Source organism: Marinobacterium lacunae (assembly GCF_000705555.1).
GTDB classification, from domain to species: domain Bacteria; phylum Pseudomonadota; class Gammaproteobacteria; order Pseudomonadales; family Balneatricaceae; genus Marinobacterium_D; species Marinobacterium_D lacunae.
The window spans coordinates 63381-84772 of sequence record NZ_JMQN01000004.1 but is presented as its reverse complement, the minus strand read 5'-3'; the positions used below and the strand labels follow the sequence as shown (position 1 = coordinate 84772).

At 55.2% G+C, this 21392-nt stretch carries 21 protein-coding genes and 1 tRNA gene; 7 read left to right on the top strand and 15 right to left on the bottom strand.

What is annotated here, in order from left to right; translation table 11 throughout:
• The 3 genes from ADIMK_RS00405 to ADIMK_RS00395 all read right to left on the bottom strand — a co-directional run bounded on the left by ADIMK_RS00405 (position 1) and on the right by ADIMK_RS00395 (position 2361).
• The gene (locus tag ADIMK_RS00405) at positions 1–921 is read right to left on the bottom strand and encodes a sigma-70 family RNA polymerase sigma factor (protein WP_036182302.1); all 921 of its coding nucleotides are present in this window, start codon (positions 919–921) and stop codon (positions 1–3) included.
• A complete protein-coding gene (locus ADIMK_RS00400; RefSeq protein ID WP_036182300.1) occupies positions 918–1388 on the bottom strand; it encodes a carboxymuconolactone decarboxylase family protein in 471 nt (156 codons plus the stop codon). Before ADIMK_RS00400 ends, ADIMK_RS00405 begins: the two co-directional genes overlap by 4 nt.
• Positions 1389–1479: 91 nt before the next feature.
• Complete coding sequence (locus ADIMK_RS00395; protein ID WP_036182298.1) at positions 1480–2361, bottom strand: LysR substrate-binding domain-containing protein; 882 nt, start codon at positions 2359–2361, stop codon at positions 1480–1482.
• A gap of 110 nt (positions 2362–2471) precedes the next feature.
• Between ADIMK_RS00395 and ADIMK_RS00390 the strand changes: the two genes are divergently transcribed.
• The 4 genes from ADIMK_RS00390 (at position 2472) to ADIMK_RS00375 (ending at position 4962) form a co-directional block, all read left to right on the top strand.
• On the top strand, positions 2472–2864 hold the full coding sequence (locus ADIMK_RS00390; RefSeq protein WP_081849606.1) for a carboxymuconolactone decarboxylase family protein: 393 nt from the start codon (positions 2472–2474) through the stop codon (positions 2862–2864).
• A 2-nt stretch (positions 2865–2866) separates the two neighbouring features.
• Positions 2867–3277, top strand: coding sequence for a tautomerase family protein (locus ADIMK_RS00385; protein WP_036182296.1), 411 nt, complete (start codon positions 2867–2869; stop codon positions 3275–3277).
• Between the two features lie 15 nt (positions 3278–3292).
• Positions 3293–3889 carry a DUF4865 family protein gene (locus tag ADIMK_RS00380; RefSeq protein WP_036182294.1) on the top strand — a complete coding sequence of 199 codons (597 nt, stop codon included), beginning with the start codon at positions 3293–3295 and terminating at the stop codon, positions 3887–3889.
• Between the two features lie 146 nt (positions 3890–4035).
• Positions 4036–4962, top strand: coding sequence for a Dyp-type peroxidase (locus tag ADIMK_RS00375; RefSeq protein WP_036182292.1), 927 nt, complete (start codon positions 4036–4038; stop codon positions 4960–4962).
• 61 nt (positions 4963–5023) lie between these two features.
• Here the strand turns inward: ADIMK_RS00375 and ADIMK_RS00370 are convergent, their stop codons facing one another.
• The 4 genes from ADIMK_RS00370 to ADIMK_RS00355 all read right to left on the bottom strand — a co-directional run bounded on the left by ADIMK_RS00370 (position 5024) and on the right by ADIMK_RS00355 (position 8411).
• Entirely contained in the window at positions 5024–5485 is a 462-nt protein-coding gene (locus tag ADIMK_RS00370) for a methylglyoxal synthase (RefSeq protein ID WP_036182290.1), read from the bottom strand.
• Between the two features lie 45 nt (positions 5486–5530).
• Positions 5531–6979, bottom strand: a complete 1449-nt coding sequence (pyk, locus tag ADIMK_RS00365; protein ID WP_036182288.1) for a pyruvate kinase — start codon at positions 6977–6979, stop codon at positions 5531–5533.
• Positions 6980–6983: 4 nt separating this feature from the next.
• Positions 6984–7994 (bottom strand): type I glyceraldehyde-3-phosphate dehydrogenase, encoded by a 1011-nt coding sequence (gene gap / locus ADIMK_RS00360; RefSeq protein WP_036182287.1) that lies wholly within the window; start codon positions 7992–7994, stop codon positions 6984–6986.
• A gap of 333 nt (positions 7995–8327) precedes the next feature.
• A tRNA-Tyr gene (locus ADIMK_RS00355) sits at positions 8328–8411 on the bottom strand.
• Positions 8412–8822: 411 nt separating this feature from the next.
• Here ADIMK_RS00355 and nrdA point away from each other — a divergent pair.
• The 3 genes from nrdA to yfaE all read left to right on the top strand — a co-directional run bounded on the left by nrdA (position 8823) and on the right by yfaE (position 12581).
• Positions 8823–11087: a class 1a ribonucleoside-diphosphate reductase subunit alpha gene (gene nrdA, locus ADIMK_RS00350; RefSeq protein ID WP_036182285.1), complete on the top strand. Its 2265-nt coding sequence runs from the start codon at positions 8823–8825 to the stop codon at positions 11085–11087.
• Positions 11088–11170: 83 nt separating this feature from the next.
• Positions 11171–12301 carry a class Ia ribonucleoside-diphosphate reductase subunit beta gene (gene nrdB / locus ADIMK_RS00345; protein ID WP_036182283.1) on the top strand — a complete coding sequence of 377 codons (1131 nt, stop codon included), beginning with the start codon at positions 11171–11173 and terminating at the stop codon, positions 12299–12301.
• Positions 12302–12314: 13 nt separating this feature from the next.
• Entirely contained in the window at positions 12315–12581 is a 267-nt protein-coding gene (gene yfaE, locus ADIMK_RS00340) for a class I ribonucleotide reductase maintenance protein YfaE (protein ID WP_036182281.1), read from the top strand.
• Positions 12582–13284: 703 nt separating this feature from the next.
• Here the strand turns inward: yfaE and nth are convergent.
• The 8 genes from nth to rsxB form a co-directional block, all read right to left on the bottom strand.
• Positions 13285–13926, bottom strand: a complete 642-nt coding sequence (nth, locus tag ADIMK_RS00335; protein ID WP_036182280.1) for an endonuclease III — start codon at positions 13924–13926, stop codon at positions 13285–13287.
• 30 nt (positions 13927–13956) lie between these two features.
• Positions 13957–14916, bottom strand: a complete 960-nt coding sequence (locus ADIMK_RS00330; RefSeq protein WP_036182279.1) for a sensor domain-containing diguanylate cyclase — start codon at positions 14914–14916, stop codon at positions 13957–13959.
• Entirely contained in the window at positions 14916–15914 is a 999-nt protein-coding gene (locus tag ADIMK_RS00325) for a response regulator (protein WP_231516964.1), read from the bottom strand. Before ADIMK_RS00325 ends, ADIMK_RS00330 begins: the two co-directional genes overlap by 1 nt.
• A 142-nt stretch (positions 15915–16056) precedes the next feature.
• Positions 16057–16758 (bottom strand): electron transport complex subunit E, encoded by a 702-nt coding sequence (locus ADIMK_RS00320; protein WP_036182275.1) that lies wholly within the window; start codon positions 16756–16758, stop codon positions 16057–16059.
• Between the two features lie 13 nt (positions 16759–16771).
• Positions 16772–17407: an electron transport complex subunit RsxG gene (rsxG, locus tag ADIMK_RS00315; protein WP_036182274.1), complete on the bottom strand. Its 636-nt coding sequence runs from the start codon at positions 17405–17407 to the stop codon at positions 16772–16774.
• 2 nt (positions 17408–17409) lie between these two features.
• Positions 17410–18465 carry an electron transport complex subunit RsxD gene (gene rsxD, locus ADIMK_RS00310; RefSeq protein ID WP_036182272.1) on the bottom strand — a complete coding sequence of 352 codons (1056 nt, stop codon included), beginning with the start codon at positions 18463–18465 and terminating at the stop codon, positions 17410–17412.
• A gap of 25 nt (positions 18466–18490) precedes the next feature.
• Positions 18491–20791, bottom strand: a complete 2301-nt coding sequence (gene rsxC / locus ADIMK_RS00305; protein WP_036182270.1) for an electron transport complex subunit RsxC — start codon at positions 20789–20791, stop codon at positions 18491–18493.
• The gene (rsxB, locus tag ADIMK_RS00300) at positions 20791–21387 is read right to left on the bottom strand and encodes an electron transport complex subunit RsxB (RefSeq protein WP_036182268.1); all 597 of its coding nucleotides are present in this window, start codon (positions 21385–21387) and stop codon (positions 20791–20793) included. The genes rsxC and rsxB overlap by 1 nt, the downstream gene beginning before the upstream one ends.
• Positions 21388–21392: the final 5 nt, after the last annotated feature.

Here is a 21392-nt window from a genome sequence, read left to right as displayed (position 1 = left end):
TCAGTTGGGTAGCGCACCGGCCTCATCGATCAAATAGTCCAAATGCTTGAGCTTTTCCGGATTGCGGATCATGTATATCTCGACGATACGCCCCTCCCGTATATCGAAACCTGTTGCCTGAAGCAGGCCATCGCGCTCCAGCGTAAGCCAGCCGGGTACACCGTTGACGAGGGCGCGCCGTGCCCAGATCGGTTGATTGACGCCGCCGCTTTTCCGCGCGACGCCAGCGAAGAATCGACAGATTTTTGCCAGTCCGTAGATGGGGCGTCTTGCCGAGATACGCCGGCCACCGCCGTCTGTCATGAGTATGGCGCTGTCTGTCAGTAACTGGCTAAGGGTCTCTGTGTCGCCGCTTCTGGACGCGTGGAAAAAAGCTTCCGACAGGCGTTCGCTGTCGCGCTTCTCCACCTGAAATCGTGATCGCTCTTCACGGATATTATCTCGAGCACGTTTGGCCAGCTGACGGCAGGCAGCGCTGCTGCGCGAAAGCGTGGAGGCTACTTCATCGAACTCGACATCGAACACATCGTGCAGCAGGAATACCGCACGCTCTAGTGGCGACAGCCGCTCAAGTGCCAGCATCAGGGCGATGGAGGCGTCCTGCGAGAGCTCATGTTCAAGGCTGTGATCGTCCTGAAGCTCGACCAGTGGTTCGGGGAGCCAAGGGCCTACATAGGTTTCCCGTTGTGCTCGGGCAGACTTGAGCCGATCCAGACAGATCCGGCTGATGACGGTGGTGAGAAAAGCGCGCGGTTTGGCAATGGTGTCGGGGGCAGTGTCATGCCAGCGCAGGTAGGCATCCTGAACGGCATCTTCCGCCTCGGTGACCGAGCCCAGCATCCGATAAGCCACACCGCCGAGGAATCGGCGGTGGCTTTCAAACTCGGTGACTGAATCCGCGTTCGGGGTTTCAGCGCTCATGCAGTGGCGGTCTCCTGGTTCTCGGCGTCGAGGAGGGGATGGGCGTAGCGAAAACCGACCGCTATCCGGTTCCATACGTTGATTGCACCGATCAGCAACGTCAAGTCGACCAGCTCTTTATCGGTAAAGACCTGTTTCGCGAGCGTGTAATCGGCATCCGGAGCCTGAGTATCGGCGATCAGGGTAAGCGATTCTGTCCACGCCAGTGCCGCCTGTTCGCGCTTGGAGTAGAGTGAGGATTCCCGCCAGGCTGATAGCAGGTATAGCCGTTCTTCGGTTTCTCCAGCTTCTCGCGCATCGCGGGTGTGCATATGCAGGCAAAAGGCGCAGCCGTTGATCTGCGATGCTCGTGTCTTCACCAGTTCGATCAGGCTGTACTCAAGCCCTGAGTGGCGCACATAGTCTTCGAGCTTGAGCATAGCGGAGATTGCGCTTGGGGCTGCTGTGTTGGGATCAAGTCGTTGCATAGTCAGGTTCTCCAGTTGGTTTTGCCTCTTATGACGAGACAGATACCGTGGGTGTGACATGCGCTGAAAAATGTCCGCGAATTTCTTTCGATTAATCCTGCGTAAGCATCTGTGTGTGCTCCAGAGCATCGAGTAGGCAGCTCTCAAGTGCCTGTACGGCGGGCGAGCGGACTGAATCGAGTCTATGCAGCACAAGGTTCAGATTGGGTAGTGGCGGTAATCCCTGCGCGCTGTTCAGGGATTGCAGGGTATTCGGCATACCGATGGTTGTGCGCACGGTGATACCGAGCCCTGCCTGCACGGCTGCCCAGATGCCCGCGAGGCTGCGGCTGGTCATGGTGATCTGCCACGGGATGCCGGCGCTGTCCAGTGCCTCAAGTACGTGCTGGCGCACCAGGCAGGGGGCTTCGAACAGGATCAGTGGCAGAGGCCGTTGCAACTGCTCTGCATGATCGCGAGCGCCGATCCAGTACAGAGGAACCGCCCCAAGGGCGAGCGTTTGGGGCAGCGGTGAGCCATCGTCCCACGCCAGTGCCAGATCGAGCCTTCCCTGACGTATGCCGCTGACGAGCTCGGCGTTGCGCGCCACTACCACCTCAATTTGAACGCCGGGGTAGGCACGTTTGAATCGACCAAGCGTTTGGGTCAGTACCTGTTCGCCAAAGTCCTCCTGCAATCCCAGTCTTACCTGGCCGTTCAGGCTCGCCTGGCGGAGCGCCATGATCGCTTCGTCATTGGTGGCCAGCAATTGGCGGGCATAGGAGAGCAGACGCTCGCCGGTGGGGAGCAGCGCCAGATTGCGACCGGAGCGTTGCAGGATTGGCTGGCCGATCTGCTCCTCCAGCTTTTTCAGATGGGCACTGACAGCCGAGGTCGATCGGTTCAGCGATTGTGCGGCGCTGGCGAAATTGCCGAGTTCAACACCGGTGACAAAACTGCGCAGGGCTTCCAGATCGAGCGTCGCTTTACGCATTCTAACTGTCCCAAAAAAATGGATTTTATATTTGAAAAGTTTTGATTTTTTAAATCATCATCGGTCGCTAGTCTGAACCTGTCAATCATGAACTGAATCAGGAGACCGATATGACAGGATCAACAGTGAACCCTCAACAAGCGGCCGCTTCGCTAAAAATCGACACCTCTGCCGGGCTCGGTGCGCGGGCTTTTGGTGATATAGCGCCCCGTTTTGCCCAACTGACGGACGAGCTGCTATTTGGCGATATCTGGCAGCGGACAGCGTTAACCCCACGTGAGCGTAGCCTGGTTACGGTTGCCGCCCTGATTGCATTGACGAGAGTTGCGCAACAGCCATTCCACATGAGTAAAGCGCTGGAAAACGGCCTGACCGATCAGGAACTGGCAGAGGTGATTACCCATCTGGCGTTTTACTGCGGCTGGCCCTGTGCGGCCTCGGCATTGGGTTCGTTGCAGGAGGTTATCGCTTCATCCCACTGTGCAACTAAAAGGGGGGCTTGAGCATGCCGTTTACTCGTATTTCTCTGCGTGAAGGTAAAACAGCCCGGTACGTTCAAGGGGTCTCGGAGGCGCTGCACCGGTCGTTGGTAGCCTGTTTCGATGTGCCGCAGGCCGATCGTTTTCAGGTGATCGAGGAGCTGCCGGCCGGGATGTTGGTGTGTGATCGTCATTACATGGCACCTGAGCAGAGGTCCGATGATGTGGTGATCTTCCAGATCACGGCCGGGCGGGAGCGCAGCGACGAGACCCGCGCCCGTTTTTATGCGCGCCTGACAGAGGAGCTGCAGTCAAGTGTCGGGATTCGTCCCGCTGACGTGATGGTCATTATTACGACCAATCGCCTCGGTGAATGGTCGTTCAGTGATGGCGTCCCGGCGAACGCCACCCGGCAATCAGACGCAACAACCCGTTAGCAGGGGGATAGAGCGATGATATCGATGCAATACCGTTTTGTGCTGCCCTCTGACTACGATATGGGCATCATCCGGGCGCGTATCCGTGACAAGGGGTACCTGTTGGATCACTTCCCCGGATTGCTGTTCAAGGCGTACTTGTTTGCCGATACCCAAGATGGCAAAAACACGGCTCCACTTAATCTCTATGCGCCCTTCTATCTGTGGCAGGAGAGCGAGGGCATGAAACGCTTTTTGTTTAGCGACGGTTTTTCAGGATTGCAACACGCGTTTGGGAGACCGAGGGTGAAGAGCTGGACCCCCTTTACCTGCGCATATAAGCCGGCGCTACAAGGGGCACGATATGCTGCGAGGACGGTACTGAACGTGGCGCCGTCTGTGTCTCTCGAAGCGCTGGAGCGTGAAGAAACCGCGTATGTGCAGACGCAGATCGAACAACAGGGAGTGCTTGCTTGTATCTCCGCCTTTGATCCCGATCGCTGGGTCGTGATGAGGTTTTCGATGTATGAGGCAGATGCGTTAGAGATAGCCGGTGCCGATACTGAGCTTTATCAGGTCGGGTATGTTGCACCTGGCGGGGCGTTGAAGAATCAGGCGGGATTTTGCGGGTAGTAAGACCGTCGTAAAGAGGTGAAAAGAGGCTGATGGAAACGTGCGTAAGGTGCGGAAATCGGGTCATAATGGATGGTTGAAAAGGACAGCTATTGTTAGGGTGCAGTCTGTCCGGTCGACGTTCGTGAAAACAAGGAGATGAAGGGATGACCCAGGATTACCAGTCCGGAGTGATCGCTGAGCAGAATCGAGACGCCATTTTTCTCAGTTTCAACCAGACCCATCAGCCCGATGCGCAGGCGCGGGTTAAGCAGGTGTTGTCAGGTCTGCCGCAACGCGTTGAGTTACTGCGTAATCAACTGCCGGATGTGGCTTTGCATCTGACAGTCGGTATAGGGTCGGCTTATTGGGATAGCCTGAGCCCTGACAGTCGTCCTGCGTTGCTCAGAGGTTTCCCGGCATTGGAGCAGGGCGGTCGTGTGGCGCCTTCAACACCGACTGATCTCTTGTTTATTGTCAGAGCGGACCAGTATGACGCGTGTTTTGAGCTGGCTCGTGAAATCGCTGAGGGGTTGCAGGGTGCAGCAGAGCTAGTGGAGGAGGTGCATGGTTTCCGCTATCTCGACGCGCGTGATTTGACCGGATTCGTCGACGGTACCGAAAATCCGCAGGGTGATGACAGGCTTGAAGTGGCTCTGGTCGGGGATGAAGATCCCGATTTTGCAGGCGGCAGCTACCTGCATCTGCAGCGCTATGAACACGATCTATCGGCCTGGAACCGTCAGTCGCTGAAGGAGCAGGAGGATGCGTATGGTCGTACCAAGGTTGATAACATTGAGTACCCCAGTGCCGAGAAATCCCCTCATGCTCATACCAAGCGTACGTCTCTGAAGCGGCCCGATGGCAGCTCAATCGAGATTTTGCGCCAGAGCATGCCGTATGGTGACTCCACCCGTAAGGGGCTGATGTTTGTTAGCGTCTGTCGCACTCCGGAGAACTTCGAGCTGATGCTCAAAAGCATGGTCGAAGGTGATGAGTCGGGACAGGCAGATCGTATTTTGGAGTTCACCCGGGCGGTCACTGGGGCTTCGTTCTTTGTCCCGGCACCGAGCTGGTTAAAACGACTGGCGTGAACAGCGTGGTTGTTACCTGATCAGAGGCGGGGACCGGAAAGGGTTGCGAGCGATAGGCGTCTCAGTTTCCGGTCCGGGCTTTCAGGTAGGCTTCGTAATCGGGCACGCGACGGCTATAGGGCTGGTTCAGATAGCGTGAGCTGAACATGAAGTCGGCTGAGGCTTCATTGCATGCAACCGGAATATTCCAGACTGCCGCTATGCGCAGCAGCGCTTTTACGTCCGGGTCGTGTGGCTGAGCATCCAGAGGGTCCCAGAAAAAGATCAGCAGGTCGATGCCGCCTTCGGCAATACGCGCCCCGAGTTGCTGATCGCCGCCCATCGGGCCGCTCAGAAGCGTTTCGATCGGTAAACCAAGCTGTTGGCTCAGTCGGTTGCCGGTGGTGCCGGTGGCATAAAGACGGTGCTTTGCGAGCTCGTCCTTATGCTTTTCCACCCACTCAATTAGGGCACGTTTGCGGTTGTCGTGAGCGACAAGTGCGATGGCTTTGCGCTCCTCCATTTCGATGTTTCGACTCTGCATGATTTCTCCTCACTCAAAATGTCTGTAGCAACGGTCCCGGCCGGCTCAGCGAATGCTGTCGCCGACGCGGACGATTTTCAGGGTATTGGTACCACCCTGGGCATCGATGTAATCACCCTTGGTAATAATGACAAGATCGCCCGGGCTGACAATGCCTCTTTCCAGCAATTCGTCTACCGCGCGCTGGTTGATCTGTGCGGCGGGGATGCTTGTGGTATCGAAGGGGATTGTCTTTACGCCTCTATAAAGGGCAACACGATACTGGGTGTCCGGGTGACGGGAGTACGCGAAGATCGGCAGCGGGGAGCGGATACGTGACATCAGTAAGGGGGTAGCGCCGGACTCTGTCATACAGATGATCGCTCTGACCCCCGAGAGGTGATTTGCGGCATACATGGCTGAAAGCGCGATGGACTCGTCAATATGGCCGAACGCTTCGCTGAGCCGGTGCTTGGATATGTGTGCCTGAGGGTGACGCTCTGCGCCGAGAATAACCCGCGCCATCGCCTCGACGGTTTCGATAGGGTAGCTGCCCGCCGCGGTTTCGGCTGACAGCATGACAGCATCTGTACCATCGAGCACGGCATTGGCCACATCGAAGACTTCCGCCCGGGTGGGCATGGGCTGGGTGATCATCGACTCCATCATCTGTGTGGCTGTAATCACGATGCGGTTCAACGTGCGCGCACGGCCGATAATATGCTTTTGTACGCCGATCAACTCCGCGTCACCAATCTCTACGCCCAGATCGCCCCTTGCGACCATAACCGCCTCCGAAGCCAGAATGATTTCATCGAGTATTTTGGGGGCTTGTACGGTTTCGGCACGCTCGATCTTTGCAACCAGGCCGGCATGGCCACCGGCCGCCTGCATTAGCCGACGGGCCTGTTTCATGTCATCGGCACTGCGCGGGAACGAAACGGCCAGGTAGTCCACGCCGATCTCAGCAGCCGTTTTTATGTCGGCAAAGTCCTTCTCTGTCAGGGCACCCGCCGAAAGTCCTCCGCCTTTGCGGTTGATACCCTTGTTGTTGGATAGCACTCCCCCGATCAACACCGTGCACTGTATCGTCGAACCCTCTACCTTGAGCACCTCCAGCTCGATCCTGCCGTCGTCGAGCAGGAGGATATCGCCGGGTTGACTGTCGCTCACCAGCGCTTCGTAGTCGATGCCAACGCAGGTTGCATTACCTGCGTTTTTGTCCAGAGATGCGTCCAGATCGAAGCACTGGCCTCGCGTGAGCATGATGCTGTTCTCGGCAAAGCGCGCTATGCGGATCTTGGGGCCTTGCAGGTCGCCTAGTATCGCAACGTAGCGGCCATGTTTTACGCCGAACTCTCTGACCAAAGCGGCACGGCGCTGATGATCCATCGCGTTACCGTGAGAGAAATTCAGGCGCACGACGTTCACCCCGGCGCAGATCAGCGCTTCGATGGCTTCGGGTGTGTCAGTGGCCGGCCCAAGTGTTGCGACGATCTTGGTTCTGCGTTGCATCGCGTCACGCTCCTGCGTTGATCAGTGCCAAGGTGTTGTCGAGCATCCGGTTGGAGAAGCCCCACTCGTTGTCGTACCAGCTCATCACTTTGACCAGTCGACCGTTCACGCGGGTCTGGTTGGCGTCAAAGATCGACGAGTGGGCATTGTGGTTGAAGTCCACAGAGACCAACGGCAAGGTGTTGATATCAAGGATACCGCGGAGTTCGCCTCTGGCGGCTTCCTCAATTACGGCATTGACCTCCTCTGCACAGGTAGTGCGAGAGGCTTCGAAGGTCAGATCGACCAGCGATACGTTGATTGTCGGTACGCGAACGGCCATGCCATCCAGTCGCCCGTTCAACTCTGGCAGAACAAGGCCAACGGCTGACGCCGCTCCTGTTTTGGTGGGGATCATGGACTGAGTTGCGGAGCGGGCACGATAAAGATCTGAGTGATAAACGTCCGAAAGCTTCTGATCGTTGGTATAGGAGTGGATTGTTGTCATCAAGCCGCTTTCAATGCCGATAGCCTCGTGCAGCGGTTTCACGATCGGCGCAAGACAATTCGTAGTGCACGATGCATTCGATATGATCTGATGTTCCGCGGTGAGGCTATGCTGATTGATGCCGAATACGACAGTGGCGTCTGCGTCAGTTGCGGGTGCCGAGATGATCACCTTGCGTGCACCGGCTTCAAGGTGGGCTGCTGCTTTACCGCGTGATGTAAACAGACCGGTACACTCATAGACGACATCGACCTCCAGTGCTTTCCAGGGCAGCTTGGCGGGATCACGTTCTGCCAGAATGCGAATTCGGTCGTGATTGATGAGCAGGTCGTTTCCGTCCACTTCGACTCGCCCTTGAAACTGGCCGTGAACGGTGTCGAACCGGGTGAGGTGAGCATTGATCTTGGCATCACCCAAGTCGTTAATTGCAACGATCTCTATCTGTTCCCGCTTTCCTGATTCGTAGAGTGCCCTCAAGATGTTGCGACCGATGCGTCCGTAACCGTTGATTGCCACGCGAATGCTCATGCTGTGCCTCTTATTATTGGTAATAAAATAACGTAATAAAATACAAATAAAATCTCTTTAAGGTCTTGTGTCAAATATAATATTTGTAATATTACATTTATTGCTGTGTTTGGGCGGATTTGTATCTGGTGTCGGATAGGCGAGGGCGCTACGAAAAGCGGAGGCGTTGTGGTGCGTGCGCCAAAGAACGTGTCCCATGTTGGGGCGGCTGGAGGGCGCTTTTGTTTACATCATGTCCGCGAAGCGGTTTATGACGTTCTGGTATGAGCACTGCATGGGGAAGGGCAGAAACAACAAAGCCCCGTGCTGGACGAGGCTTAGTCGTGAAATCGATGGTGGTGAGGGGTGGATTCGAACCACCGAAGCTCGCGCGTCAGATTTACAGTCTGATCCCTTTGGCCACTCGGGAACCTCACCAGAAGGGCCGGTATCTTAGTGCGCGAGCAGTGCGAAGTAAAGCGTTCGGGGGCGATAATAAACTGCTTCTTTGACATGAGAGATGGGGATGGAAATTGGGGCTGGCATGAAAAAAAATCTTCTGTATCCTGCACCGCCGTTGAAGCCCTGTAATAGCGCGGTTTTGCCATTCGATGGGTGGTGGTCTACCTCCACTAGCGATGAATTTCAACTCTTGAAATAAACCAGATGCGCACTATATTTAGTGCTCTTAAATAGAAGTCGTACTAGATATTGTGTTTTGGTGTTTTTTTGAACACTGGTCTACGCAGGCACCGTATTTATATCAACGACCGAATAAAATCGGCTGAAGGACCGGCGCAGCAAGGTCTTTCGGTTGTTCTTCATGCTTACGACTGAGGGATGGGCTAGATGCAGCAAGATCTGATGGTAACCAAACGTGATGGGCGGCGGGAAGCGATCGATCTCGAAAAGATTCACAGAGTCATCATCTGGGCCGCTGAAGGGCTTGAAAATGTTTCGGTTTCACAGGTTGAGCTCAAGGCCCACCTGCAGTTCTACGACGGTATAAAAACCTCCGATATTCATGAAACGCTGATCAAATCAGCGGCTGATCTGATCTCTGAAGATGCGCCGGACTATCAGTATCTGGCTGCTCGACTGGCCATCTTCCATCTGCGCAAGCGCGCCTTCGGGAGCTTTGAGCCGCCGCATCTGTATGACCATGTGGTCAAACTGGTTGAAGACAAACGCTACGATCAGCATCTGCTGACCGACTACAGCCGTGAAGAGCTCGATGAGCTTAACGCTTACCTCGACCACAGCCGTGACATGAACTTCAGCTACGCTGCAGTAAAGCAGCTTGAAGGCAAGTATCTGGTTCAGAACCGGGTATCGGGCGAGGTTTACGAAAGTCCGCAGCTGCTCTACATGCTGGTATCGGCCTGTCTCTTCTCCGGTTATCCGAAAGAGACGCGTCTGGACTATGTAAAGCGCTTCTATGACGCGACTTCTCTGTTCAAGCTGTCACTGCCGACGCCGATTATGGCCGGTGTGCGTACGCCAACTCGTCAGTTCAGCTCCTGCGTATTGATCGAGACCGATGATAGTTTGGACTCCATCAACGCAACCGCTGCGGCGATTGTGAAATATGTTTCTCAGCGCGCCGGTATCGGTATCAATGCCGGTCGTATTCGTGCCCTAGGTAGCCCGATCCGTAACGGCGAAGCCTTCCATACCGGATGTATCCCATTCTACAAGCACTTCCAGACGGCGGTTAAGTCTTGTTCACAGGGTGGTGTACGCGGTGGTGCAGCCACTCTGTTCTACCCGATCTGGCATCTGGAAGTAGAGTCTCTGCTGGTGCTCAAGAACAACCGTGGTGTTGAAGAGAACCGTGTGCGCCACATCGACTATGGTGTTCAGATCAACAAGCTGATGTATCAGCGCATGATCAAGGGTGAGAGCATCACACTGTTCAGTCCGCATGACGTGCCGGGGCTTTACGATGCCTTCTTCGCCGATCAGGATGAGTTCGAGCGCCTTTACGTCAAGTACGAACAGGACCCGAATATCCGCAAGAAGTCGATGAAGGCGGTAGAGCTATTCGGTCTGCTCGCGTCGGAGCGCGCTTCGACCGGGCGTATCTATATTCAGAACGTCGATCATTGTAATACGCATAGTCCGTTCGATCCGACCGTGGCTCCGGTCAAGCAGTCGAACCTCTGTCTCGAGATTGCGCTGCCGACCAAGCCTTTGAAAGATGTGAACGACCCGGACGGCGAAATTGCGTTGTGTACGCTGTCTGCGTTCAACCTGGGGGCGCTGGAAAATCTCGACGAGCTGGAAAACCTGTCGGACCTGATCGTACGTGCACTGGATAGCCTGCTCGACTATCAGGATTACCCGGTGCCGGCAGCGCACAACGCCACCATGGGGCGTCGTACTCTGGGTGTCGGTGTCACCAACTTCGCCTACTACCTGGCGAAAAACGGCGTACGTTATTCTGATGGCTCTGCGAACGGTCTGGTTCACCGCACTTTCGAGGCGATTCAGTACTACCTGCTCAAGGCATCCAACCAGTTGGCCAAAGAGATGGGTGCGTGCCCGAAATTCAATGAGACGACTTATGCGCAGGGCATTTTGCCGATCGATAGCTACAAGCGTGATGTCGACGACTTCTGCGAAGAGCCGCTGCATTACTTCTGGGAAACACTGCGTGAAGACATTCGTGAGTTCGGTCTGCGCAACAGCACGCTGACAGCGCTGATGCCGTGCGAGACTTCTTCCCAGATCACCAACTCGACAAATGGTATCGAGCCGCCGCGTGGCTTCGTATCCGTCAAGTCGAGCAAGGACGGGGTAATGAAGCAGGTGGTGCCGGACTTCCTGAAGCTGAAGGATAGCTACGAACTGCTTTGGTCTATCCCCAATAACGAGGGGTATCTGCAGCTCGTGGGTATCATGCAGAAGTTCGTGGATCAGTCCATCTCGGCCAACACCAACTACGACCCGAGCAAGTTCCCGGGCGAAAAGGTGCCGATGAAGCAGTTGCTCAAGGATCTGCTCACCGCTTACAAGTATGGCGTGAAGACGCTTTACTATCACAACACCCGTGACGGTGCGAAAGACTCGCACGACGACATGGGGTGTGAAGGTGGCGCCTGCAAACTCTGATCGTCTCTGTCAGACGGAACTAACCAGACCCCTCCCGTTTGTACGGGAGGGTGATCTCTGCCTTTGCATTCAGGAATGATTGAATGGCCTATTCTACTTTCAGTCCGAGCGATCACGATGCTACTCGTGAGCCAATGTTCTTTGGTCGTAACGTCAATGTGGCGCGCTACGACAAGCAGAAATACCCGATTTTTGAAAAGCTGATCGAAAAGCAGCTCTCGTTTTTCTGGCGTCCGGAAGAGGTCGATCTCAGTACCGACCGCAAAGACTTTCAAAAGATGCCGGAGCACGAAAAGCATATCTTTCTGAGCAATCTGAAGTATCAGACGCTGCTTGATTCGGTGCAGGGGCGTTCTCCCAATGTGGCGTTCCTGCCGATTGTGTCGTTGCCTGAGCTGGAGACATGGTTTGAGACCTGGGCGTTCAGCGAGACGATCCACAGCCGCTCCTACACCCATATCATCCGCAACATCGTCACCGAGCCCTCGGTGGTATTCGACCAGATCGTGACCAATCCGGAGATTATCCGCCGCGCCGAGTCCGTGACCCGCCTCTATGACGAGTTCATCGGGCTGGTCAACGTCTACACCGTACATGGTGCCGGGGTGCATCGCATCGACGGTAAAGAGGTGGATGCGACGCTGTATAACCTCAAGCGCACCCTCTACCTGACGCTGGTATCGGTCAACGTGCTGGAGGCGATCCGCTTCTACGTCAGCTTCGCCTGCTCATTCGCTTTTGCCGAGCGCGCCATTATGGAGGGCAACGCCAAGATTATCCGCCTGATCGCGCGGGATGAGGCGCTGCACCTGACCGGAACCCAACATATGCTGAACCTGATGAAGGCCGGTACTGATGATCCGGACTTCAAGCAGATCGCCGAAGAGTGCAAGCCGCAGGTGTATGCGATATTCAAGGAGGCGGCGCAGCAGGAGAAGGACTGGGCGGAGTACCTGTTCAGCGAGGGCTCGATGATCGGTTTGAATGCGCGCATTCTGGGCGATTATGTCGAGTACATCACCAACGTGCGGATGAAGGCGCTGGGTCTCGAGGAGATCTTCCCGCCGCGCCAGAATCCCTTGCCCTGGATGAACGCCTGGCTGATCAGCGATAACGTGCAGGTTGCGCCTCAGGAGTCCGAGATCAGCTCCTATCTGGTGGGTCAGATCGACAACGATGTCGAGTCCGACGACTTTGATGGTTTCGATCTATAAAAGGGTGTGATGCATGTCAGGTATTCCCCGCATAAAGGTGAATAACTATCACACCTTCTTCTACCAGTACGAGTTTTCGTTGCTGGATGCGCTGGAGGCGCAGGAGATTCCGGCGCCTTACAACTGCAGGGGCGGCTATTGTGGCTGTTGCAGAGTGCGGCTGATAGATGGCGAGGTGGAGTCGGTTCAGGATAGTTTGGTTGATCTGGACGATGACGAAATCCTGACCTGTTGCTGCCGTCCGGTCAGTCATATAGAAATTGAAATACCCGACTCTTGAGTCGGGTTTTTTGTATCTGTTATACCCTTTCCGATCCGGGTCAAAAAAAGGGTGCTAAATCTCGCTTGCCTATTGACTTTTTAACAGGGTGACCGGTTGGTTTTTTGGGGATGTGTATAACCATCTTTAGAGGCCGATTGTTGAATATGGGTGGTTATAAGTCATTGATTATTAAAGGTTGGTCAGTCTTTGTTTGAATAACCACCAGATTTGCGAAAGCCAGTAAATTCGGGGCTTTGAGCCGTCAATCCAAAAACTATCCAACGTTTTATCAACAGATTTTGTGGGTATCGTACACTGCCATGATTGGTGCGTCGGCTGGCATATTACAGTGCGTCCCAAAAGCCTTCCGAGGCACGCCTGTCGGCCATGATTAGGGCGGTTCGAGGCCGAATGGTTTTTCCGAATGACTCGGCGCGTCATTTCGGTGTCCGGGTGCTCCATCTCAGGACATGATGAAAGTGGTGGCGGAGCTTATCCACCGATTGATCGTTCCTTTAAAAAAAAGTCTGCGTCAATACTTGATTTTATTTTATTCTCTTGGTCTTTTTTATAGAAAACAACTAGTTAAGTGTCTTTGGTTAGGAAGAGTTCAGTTTGTATAGGGCCCAGTAATCATGCTGTCTGGAGCCATTTTTCATAGTGTTGTTCACAGTTTTATCAACAGAATATGGGTATAACTTGAAGCGGGTAGGGCCGTTTCTCAGTCCCCGTATTCAGTCTTGTCTTTGAACTCGCAAAGGTCTTCGATAATGCATGCGCCGCATCTGGGTTTGCGTGCTGTGCAGACGTAGCGGCCATGTAGAATGAGCCAGTGATGTGCGTCTTGTAAGAACTCCTTGGGCACAAAGCGCATGAGCTTGTTCTCAACCTCAAGCACGGTTTTTCCGGGGGCGATTCTGGTGCGATTTGAGACGCGATAGATGTGAGTGTCGACGGCCATTGTCGGTTGCCCGAACGCTGTGTTTAACACAACGTTTGCGGTCTTCCTGCCAACGCCTGGAAGCTTTTCCAGCGCTTCACGGGTCTGCGGAACTTCGCCGTTGTGTTCTTCGATCAGTATCCGACAGGTCTTGATAACGTTTTCGGCTTTGCTGTTGAACAGTCCGATTGTCTTGATATACGACTTGAGCCCCTCAAGGCCTAGAGCCAGGATCGCTTCTGGCGTATTGGCGATCGGATACAGTTTAGCTGTTGCCTTGTTGACGCCGACGTCGGTCGCTTGGGCTGACAGAATGACCGCAATGAGAAGCTCGAACGGGGTTTTATAGGCAAGTTCTGTGGTTGGATTGGGATTTTGATCGCGCAGTCTGGAGAAGATTTGGTGGCGTTTTTCGGCGTTCATTCGCGTCTGGAAGTGTCTGGGTTTGATAAGTTAGAAAATGGTGGTCTGATTACGACCGCCTTGTTTTGACTTGTATAGCGCTTCGTCAGCGCGCTTGATCCAGCTCTCATGGTGGCTATCGTCAGGCTGGCTTTCAGCAATGCCCAGGCTCAGGGTAAAGCGTATAGTTTCGTCGCCATAATAAATCAGGGCGTCCTGGGCTGCGCGGCGCAAACGCTCTGCCAATACTTCGGCGTGTGAGTCGGAGGTGTCGGGCAGTAAGATGCCGAACTCTTCGCCACCATAGCGACCAGCGCTGTCGGTCGAGCGGATGTGCTCTTTAATCAACTGTGCAAGAGAACGAATGACCTGATCGCCAGCCTGATGCCCGTAGGTATCGTTGATCTTTTTGAAATGATCGATATCGAGCATGATCAGGCTGCTTGATCGATGGTTGCGAAGAAAGCGGTCATATTCATGTTCCAAGCACTCTTCCCAGTATCCTCGGTTGCTCAGCCCGGTCAGTCGATCGGTTCTGCTTAAGCGGGCCAGTTCCTGGTTGGCGGCCTCAAGATCAAGGTGGCTCATCGCCGCGTCAGTCATGTCATACACCAGTATACCGATCTGATGTACTTCACCGTCCGGAGAGGTGAGTGGGATGAGGGTAACATTCTGATACATCTGAGCCGCTTTCCCCGTGAAGGGGCGGTTCGGCTTGAAATTAAACAGCCAGGGGCGTTCCTGCCAGGTTATAAAAGCGCGGTTGCGTAAATGAAAAACCGTATTCAGTTTGCTCTTGAACCACTGCGCTGGAAGATCGGGGAACAGCTCGAATAGATTGCGCTCGCGTACATCGGAGTCGGAAAGGCCGGAGTAGTTGGCCATGAAGGAGTTCCAAAGGTGTACATGGTACTGTTCATCAAGTACCACGAGGCCAACGTCAAGGTTCTGTAGCAGGCCGATATGCCAATGAAAGGCGTCGATACTCAGTGTCTGCTGGTTCTGCCCCATCAGAGATATCTCGCTATATCGTTGAGTGCGTTGATCGAGTCGTCGGTGAACAGTAACAGGAGATTGCAGCTTATATCGAAGCCTTCGATACGATACCCAACCTCAATCGAGAGCGTACGTTTCCAGCGCTTGAGTGTACCCGGATCCGGTAGGTGGTAGTGCTGGCCCAAAATCACCGGCACGCCTTGACTGAACTCTATATCAAGCTGCCGACCCAGTTCTCCCAGATAGGCGCTTATCAGCACGTTGGACACATCGAGCAGCATTTCGCGCTGATGAGAGGGCGTAAGATCGCCTTCGACTTTCATAAGGCGTGCCATGTCTTCCATGCTGTGCTGGTCGAATATCAGCAACGCCTCGCCAGCGATCCCGGGCCCGATAAAGCCTTGGCAGAGCGTTCCGCTGCTGTCGGACTCTATGCGCAACTGTTCAAGAAGTGCGGCAATATCGTCGGATGCGCACATTCTTACCTTGGGAACAGGGAGGTGGATGAAAACGCCGAGCAGCTCGGAGAGCAGGGCGCCGGCTCTGCCCATGGCAACGTTGGAGAGTTCCTGATACAGCTCATCGAAAGAGGGGGCTGAGCTGCCTTGCGCCTTTGGTTGTGCGCTCTGGCGCTTTTCGAGTTCGTCAGCCAGACCGTATTCGGCGAGCGATTGCTGAAGCAGTTTTGCGTCTATGGGCTTGTTAATAAATCCCAGCGCGCCGAGACCGAGTACGCGGCTTTTTGCCTCGCTCTGTACGTCGCCAGACACCACAATGACCAATGTTTGGAGGTCTTGCGCACGAATTCTCTCCAGAACCTGATAGCCATCGAGAATCGGCATATTAAGATCAAGAAAGAGAAGGTGGCCTTTGCCTGCGCGGATCGCCTCAAGCGCTTCCAGTCCGTGGCTGGCTTCGGTGATACTGACGTTCCATTCGGACAGGGCTCGAATCATCTGCTTGCGTGCAAAAGCGGAGTCGTCGCAGATTAGAACGGGTATGGGCGCACTCACCATGGCTCCTTGATGGGTGTGGCTGGCTATGGTTTTTTATTCAAATAGTCTGCTTCTGCCCGGCACTCCTAAAGACCGGCCAGAAGAAGCTAACTATTTGAATCGAAAAGGAGCCTCTGGTCAAGTAATAACCAAAACTGAATCAGCCAGTCACGCGAACACGCTTGTTGCCGGAGCTCTGTGCTTTGGGTTCGATGCTGCGTTTTGACTCGGCGCGGGCGTCGATGATGTTTTTCAGCGCAATCAGAAAGCCCATGCCCACAAAGGCACCGGGCGGCAGAATGGCAAACAGGAAACCCTCGTAATGCCCTGATAATACGATGGTCCAGTGGCGCGCGCCTTCCCCAAACAGCAGGTGCATGTTCGAGAAGATGGCGCCAGTACCCAGTATCTCGCGGATGGCACCCAGTACAACGAGGACACTGGTAAAGCCGACCCCCATCATGAAACCGTCCAGTAATGAGGCGGATACGGGGTTTTTAGCGGCGAATGCATCGGCGCGTCCCATGATGACGCAGTTAGTGACAATCAGCGGGATGAAGATACCGAGGATGAGATAAAGCTCGTAGGTGAAAGCCTGCATCAGGAGTTCAATTGCGGTTACGAAAGACGCAATGATCATGACAAATATCGGCAGGCGCACAGTCTCCGGAACCAGGTGGCGAAATAGAGAAACCGTCAGGTTGGAGCTGCTCAGAACCAGGGTGCTGGCAAGGCCGAGGCCCAGTGCATTGACGACCGAGCTGGTGACGGCCAAAAGCGGGCAAAGGCCGAGCAATTGTACGAGCGCAGGGTTGTTATGCCATAGCCCGTTCAGGGTGATCTTTCGATAATCGACGCTCATGCTGATGCTCCTGTTATTCGCCCTTATGGTCGGCGACCGGTGTGAGCAGTTGCGCTTGGTGGGCGCGGAAGTACTGAATCGCACGGCCTGTGGCGTTTACTACAGCCCGTGGTGTGATAGTGGCGCCCGTGAACTGGTCAAAGCGACCGCCATCTTTTTTGACAGCCCAGCTGCTGTCGTTATTGCCATCCATAGACTGTCCGACAAAATTCTCAAGCCAGTTAGACTTGGCGGGTTCTATCTTGTCACCCAGTCCCGGTGTTTCCTTGTGTGATGTTACTCGAACGCCAGCGACGCTGCCGTCGCGATTGAGGCCGACGAGCAGCCCGATGTCACCGCTGTAACCATCTGGGGCGACAACCGGCATGATGATGCCACGAACCTCTCCGTCGACTATCGCCTGCCAGGCATAGCGCGACTGGCTGAGGCCCAGCTCCGGTGCGGTGAGCGGCACGCGGTGCTCATGCAGTTTGTCATCGATGGAGCGGGGCAGTATCTCATAAAGCGCCTTGGCTTCTGCTTCGGCGATATTGGATTCGATTTTATCTTTGGTTGCGACCTGGGTAACGGCTATTACGCCTGCTGTGACAATAGCAAAAATGCCGATACCCAGGCTGCTGCGACGTACTGCGCCAAACATCTCTGTCATGACTAGTTCTTCCCTTTCATGCCGCGGTTGGCGCTGGAATGGCCGTAGGTACGAGGCTGGGTGTACTGGTCTATGAACGGTGCACACAGGTTCATCAGCAGCACCCCAAAAGCCACCGCATCCGGATAGCTGCCCCACGTGCGGATGATATAGATAAGAATGCCCAGTAAGGCCCCGAACACGATCTTGCCCCGGTTGCTTGTTGCCGAAGTGACCGGGTCGGTCGCGATGAAAAATGCGCCAAGCATGGTAGCACCCACGCCCAGGTGCACCATCGGACTTATGTAGTTGTCGGGGTCGAAGCCATAAAATGCGCTGGCGGTCAGGAATAGGGCAATCAGCATCGAAAGCGGGGTGTGCCAGGTGAAAATCTTGCGTGACAGCAGAAAGATGCCGCCCATGAACCAGGCTGCACTGACCGCGTACCAGGCCCCTACACCATTTAGGAGAACGTCCGAGCTGCGCCAGAGTTCCTCTGTTGTTAAGGCACCACGGTGCCGAAGCGCATCCAGTGGTGTGGCGCCGGTGAAACTGTCGTACCAGCTTGCTTCAACGCTGCCGAAGATGGCCTGTAGGGTGTCGGCAAAACTCGCGATCTGCCATCCACCGCCGTTCTGAGTCATTGGCGATGTCCAGCGGGTCATCTCGACCGGAAAGGATACCAGTAGCAAGGCGTACGCGATCATTGCCGGGTTGAACGGGTTGTTGCCAAGGCCACCATACAGGTGCTTGGCGATCACGATTGCAAAGAATATACCTGTGGCGGTCACCCACCATGACGAGAATGGCGGCAATGCAACAGCGAGGAGGATCGCTGTCACCAACGCGCTGCCATCGCTCAGGAAAAAACCGACCGGGCGTTTACGCAGTTTCAATATCGCTGCTTCAAATGCGAGCGCCAAAGAGCCGGCAAGTGCTATCTGTATAAGTGTTCCCCAACCAAAGAAAAACGTCATGGCCAGGATGCCGGGCAGGGTGGCGATCAACACCAGACGCATGACGTTGGCGGTACTATTTGCCTTGTATACGTGGGGCGAACTTAATCGAATAAGCGCCATTGATCACAGATCCTTGGATAAAGTGTTATTCATACTGGCTCAGTGTCTGGTTTAGCGCTTCAGCTTTGCTGCGCGCGGCTACCAGATCCTGCTCGATCTGACTGCGTTCTTCGTCGCTTTCGGCCTTGCTCAAAGAGCGCTCACCTTTGGTGACAGCGGCTCTGGCCATGGCGGCATCAATACGCAATTGTTTTAGGTCGATACCGGCTTGGGCTGCACGCTCAACCAGTACCTGCTCGGCTTTGTCGAACTGTGCGGTGGCTTGCTCGAAGCGCTTCTTGAGCTCTTCAACCTCTTGGCCAAGGCGGGTCTTATCCGCTTCGTCTTCGCAATTATCGATAGCAGACTCGGCCTTTTTCAGCTTGGTGCGCATGATTGATACTTGCTGCTTGAGCGCCTTGATATCAACCTCGACCGGTGCCTTATCCGTGCCGCTGGCCTCGGCTTTCTCGTATGCTTGCTGAGCTTCGTTTGCCTTCTGCTCAAGAGTGGCGACGGTGGCACGAAGTTTGTCGACTCCGTCGAGGCCCTTGTCCTCGGCGTTCTTGAGCGCGTCCTGTGCCTTTTTCAGCTTGGTTCTCGCGACGGCCGCGGCTATTTTTAGCTGTTTGGACTGGTCGTCACCGCCTTCGCTGCCAGAGGAGGCGCTGCTGGCTAACGCTTTTTCCGCTTCATCAGCCTTGCTGCGGGCTTCATTGAGGGCTGCTTCGAGCTCTGCAAGATTGTCGGCATTTAGTGCGGCGGCTTCGTCATAGGCTTTCTGCGCTTTCTTGAGCTTGGTGCGTGCAACGGCAGCCGCGGTCTTCAGCTGCTTGGCATCCGGTGCTGCCGTTTCAGGGGCTGCGGCTTCGCTGCTCTGTACGGCTGTTTTTTGGCTTTGCGCCTTGGCTGCCTCGGCGGCGCGGGCCTTGCGGCGAGCCTCTTTCTCTGCGGCCTCCTGCTCAAGGCGTGCCTGACGCGCTTCGAAGCGCTGGCGGGCGTGGTCCGCTTTCTGTTGATCGCGCTCTTCGGTTCTGATTTCCGATTTTGCGAATCGGTAGTACTGCACCAGCGGTATACTGCTAGGGCAGACGTAGGCACAGGCACCGCATTCGATGCAATCGAACAGGTTGTGGTGTTTGGCCTTCTCGAACTCCCGTCCCTTTGCGAACCAGTAAAGTTGCTGTGGCAACAGCTCCGCAGGGCAGGCCTGCTCGCACATGCCGCAACGGATGCAGGCCTGAGTGGGCGGTGCGGCCGGCATTTCGTGCTCGGTGGCGGCAATCAGGCAGTTAGTGGTTTTGATCAGCGGAATCTGATCATTCTCAACTGTCACGCCCATCATGGGTCCGCCCATGACAAGCTTGGACAGTGCCTCGGGGCGAACGTCGCAGGCTTCAAGCAGAGTGCTGAACGGTGTGCCGATCAGCGCCTCCAGATTTTTGGGGTGACGTACGGCATCCCCTGTAACAGTCACGATGCGTGAAATCAGCGGCTCACCGAAATGTACAGCACGATATATAGCCGCTGTTGTGCCGACGTTCTGGCAGACGATGCCGATGTCGGCAGGGATGCGTCCACTGGGTACTTCGATATCGGTCAGCAGCTTGATCAACTGGCGTTCACCGCCGGAGGGGTATTTGGTCGGAACCACCACGATGTCGATGTTGAGGTCGGTGTGCTTGAGTACAGCCTCTAATGCGTGGATCGCGTTGGGTTTGTTGTCCTCGATGCCGATCAGGACATGGCTGGGCCTCAGTATGTGGGCGATGATCTCGATGCCGCCCAGTACTTCGTGAGCACGCTCGCGCATCAGCATGTCATCGGCCGTGATATAAGGCTCGCACTCGGCAGCGTTGATGATCAGCGTATTGACGATATGATCTTCGCTGAGGTGCAGCTTTACGTCGGTTGGGAAGCCGGCACCGCCCATGCCAGCTATGCCGCTGGCGCGAATGTGTTCGATCAGGTCAGTGCGTTTTAGCTGCTTGTAATCGCCAAGGCCCTGATGTTCGATCCAGCGGTCTTCGCCGTCAGCCTCAATGACAATACACTCTGCACTTAGGCCTGAGGCGTGAGGAATCGGGTATTCCGCTATATCCACTACCTTGCCCGAGGTGGGGGCGTGAATGGATGCACTGATGCGGCTGATCGGTTCGGCGATCATTTGCCCCTTGAGAACAGTGTCGCCCACTTTTACCAGCGGCAAAGAGGGGCCGCCGATATGCTGCTGCATCGGCAGTACCAGCTTATCGGGTACAGGTGCTTTAGAGATCGGCGCACGCGTAGACTGTTTCTTGTTTTCCGGTGGGTGGATGCCGCCGTGGAAAGCAAATACCTTGGACATCAGTGGGCCTCCGAAGCGGATAAACCGCGGCCCCGGTCGGTGGCGATCAGTTGCATTGGGCTAGGTGGCTCCGGCCATTTCCAGGTATTCGGTGTGGTTTCGATCGGAATCATGTCGATACAGTCAACAGGGCAGGGCTCGACGCACAGGTCACAGCCTGTGCATTCGCTGGTGATCACGGTGTGCATCTGCTTGGCAGCGCCGAGGATTGCATCGACAGGGCAGGCTTGTATGCATTTTGTGCAACCGATGCACTCATCCTCGCGGATATAGGCCACAGACCGGGGCTTCTCTTCCCCATGCTCGGCATCCAGGGGCACGGCTTCTACATCAAGCAGGTCTGCCAGGGCATCGATGGTGCTCTGGCCGCCCGGCGGGCACTTGTTGATAGCATCGCCGCCGGCGATTGCTTCAGCGTAGGGGCGGCAGCCCGGATAGCCGCACTGGCCGCACTGGGTCTGGGGCAGGATGGCGTCTATCTGGTCGACTATGGGGTTACCCTCGACCTTGAAGCGCACGGATGCGTATCCCAAAACGATGCCAAAAACGGCCGCAAGCAGGAACAGTACGATAATGGCGGTTAGTACGGTGCTCATTTCAA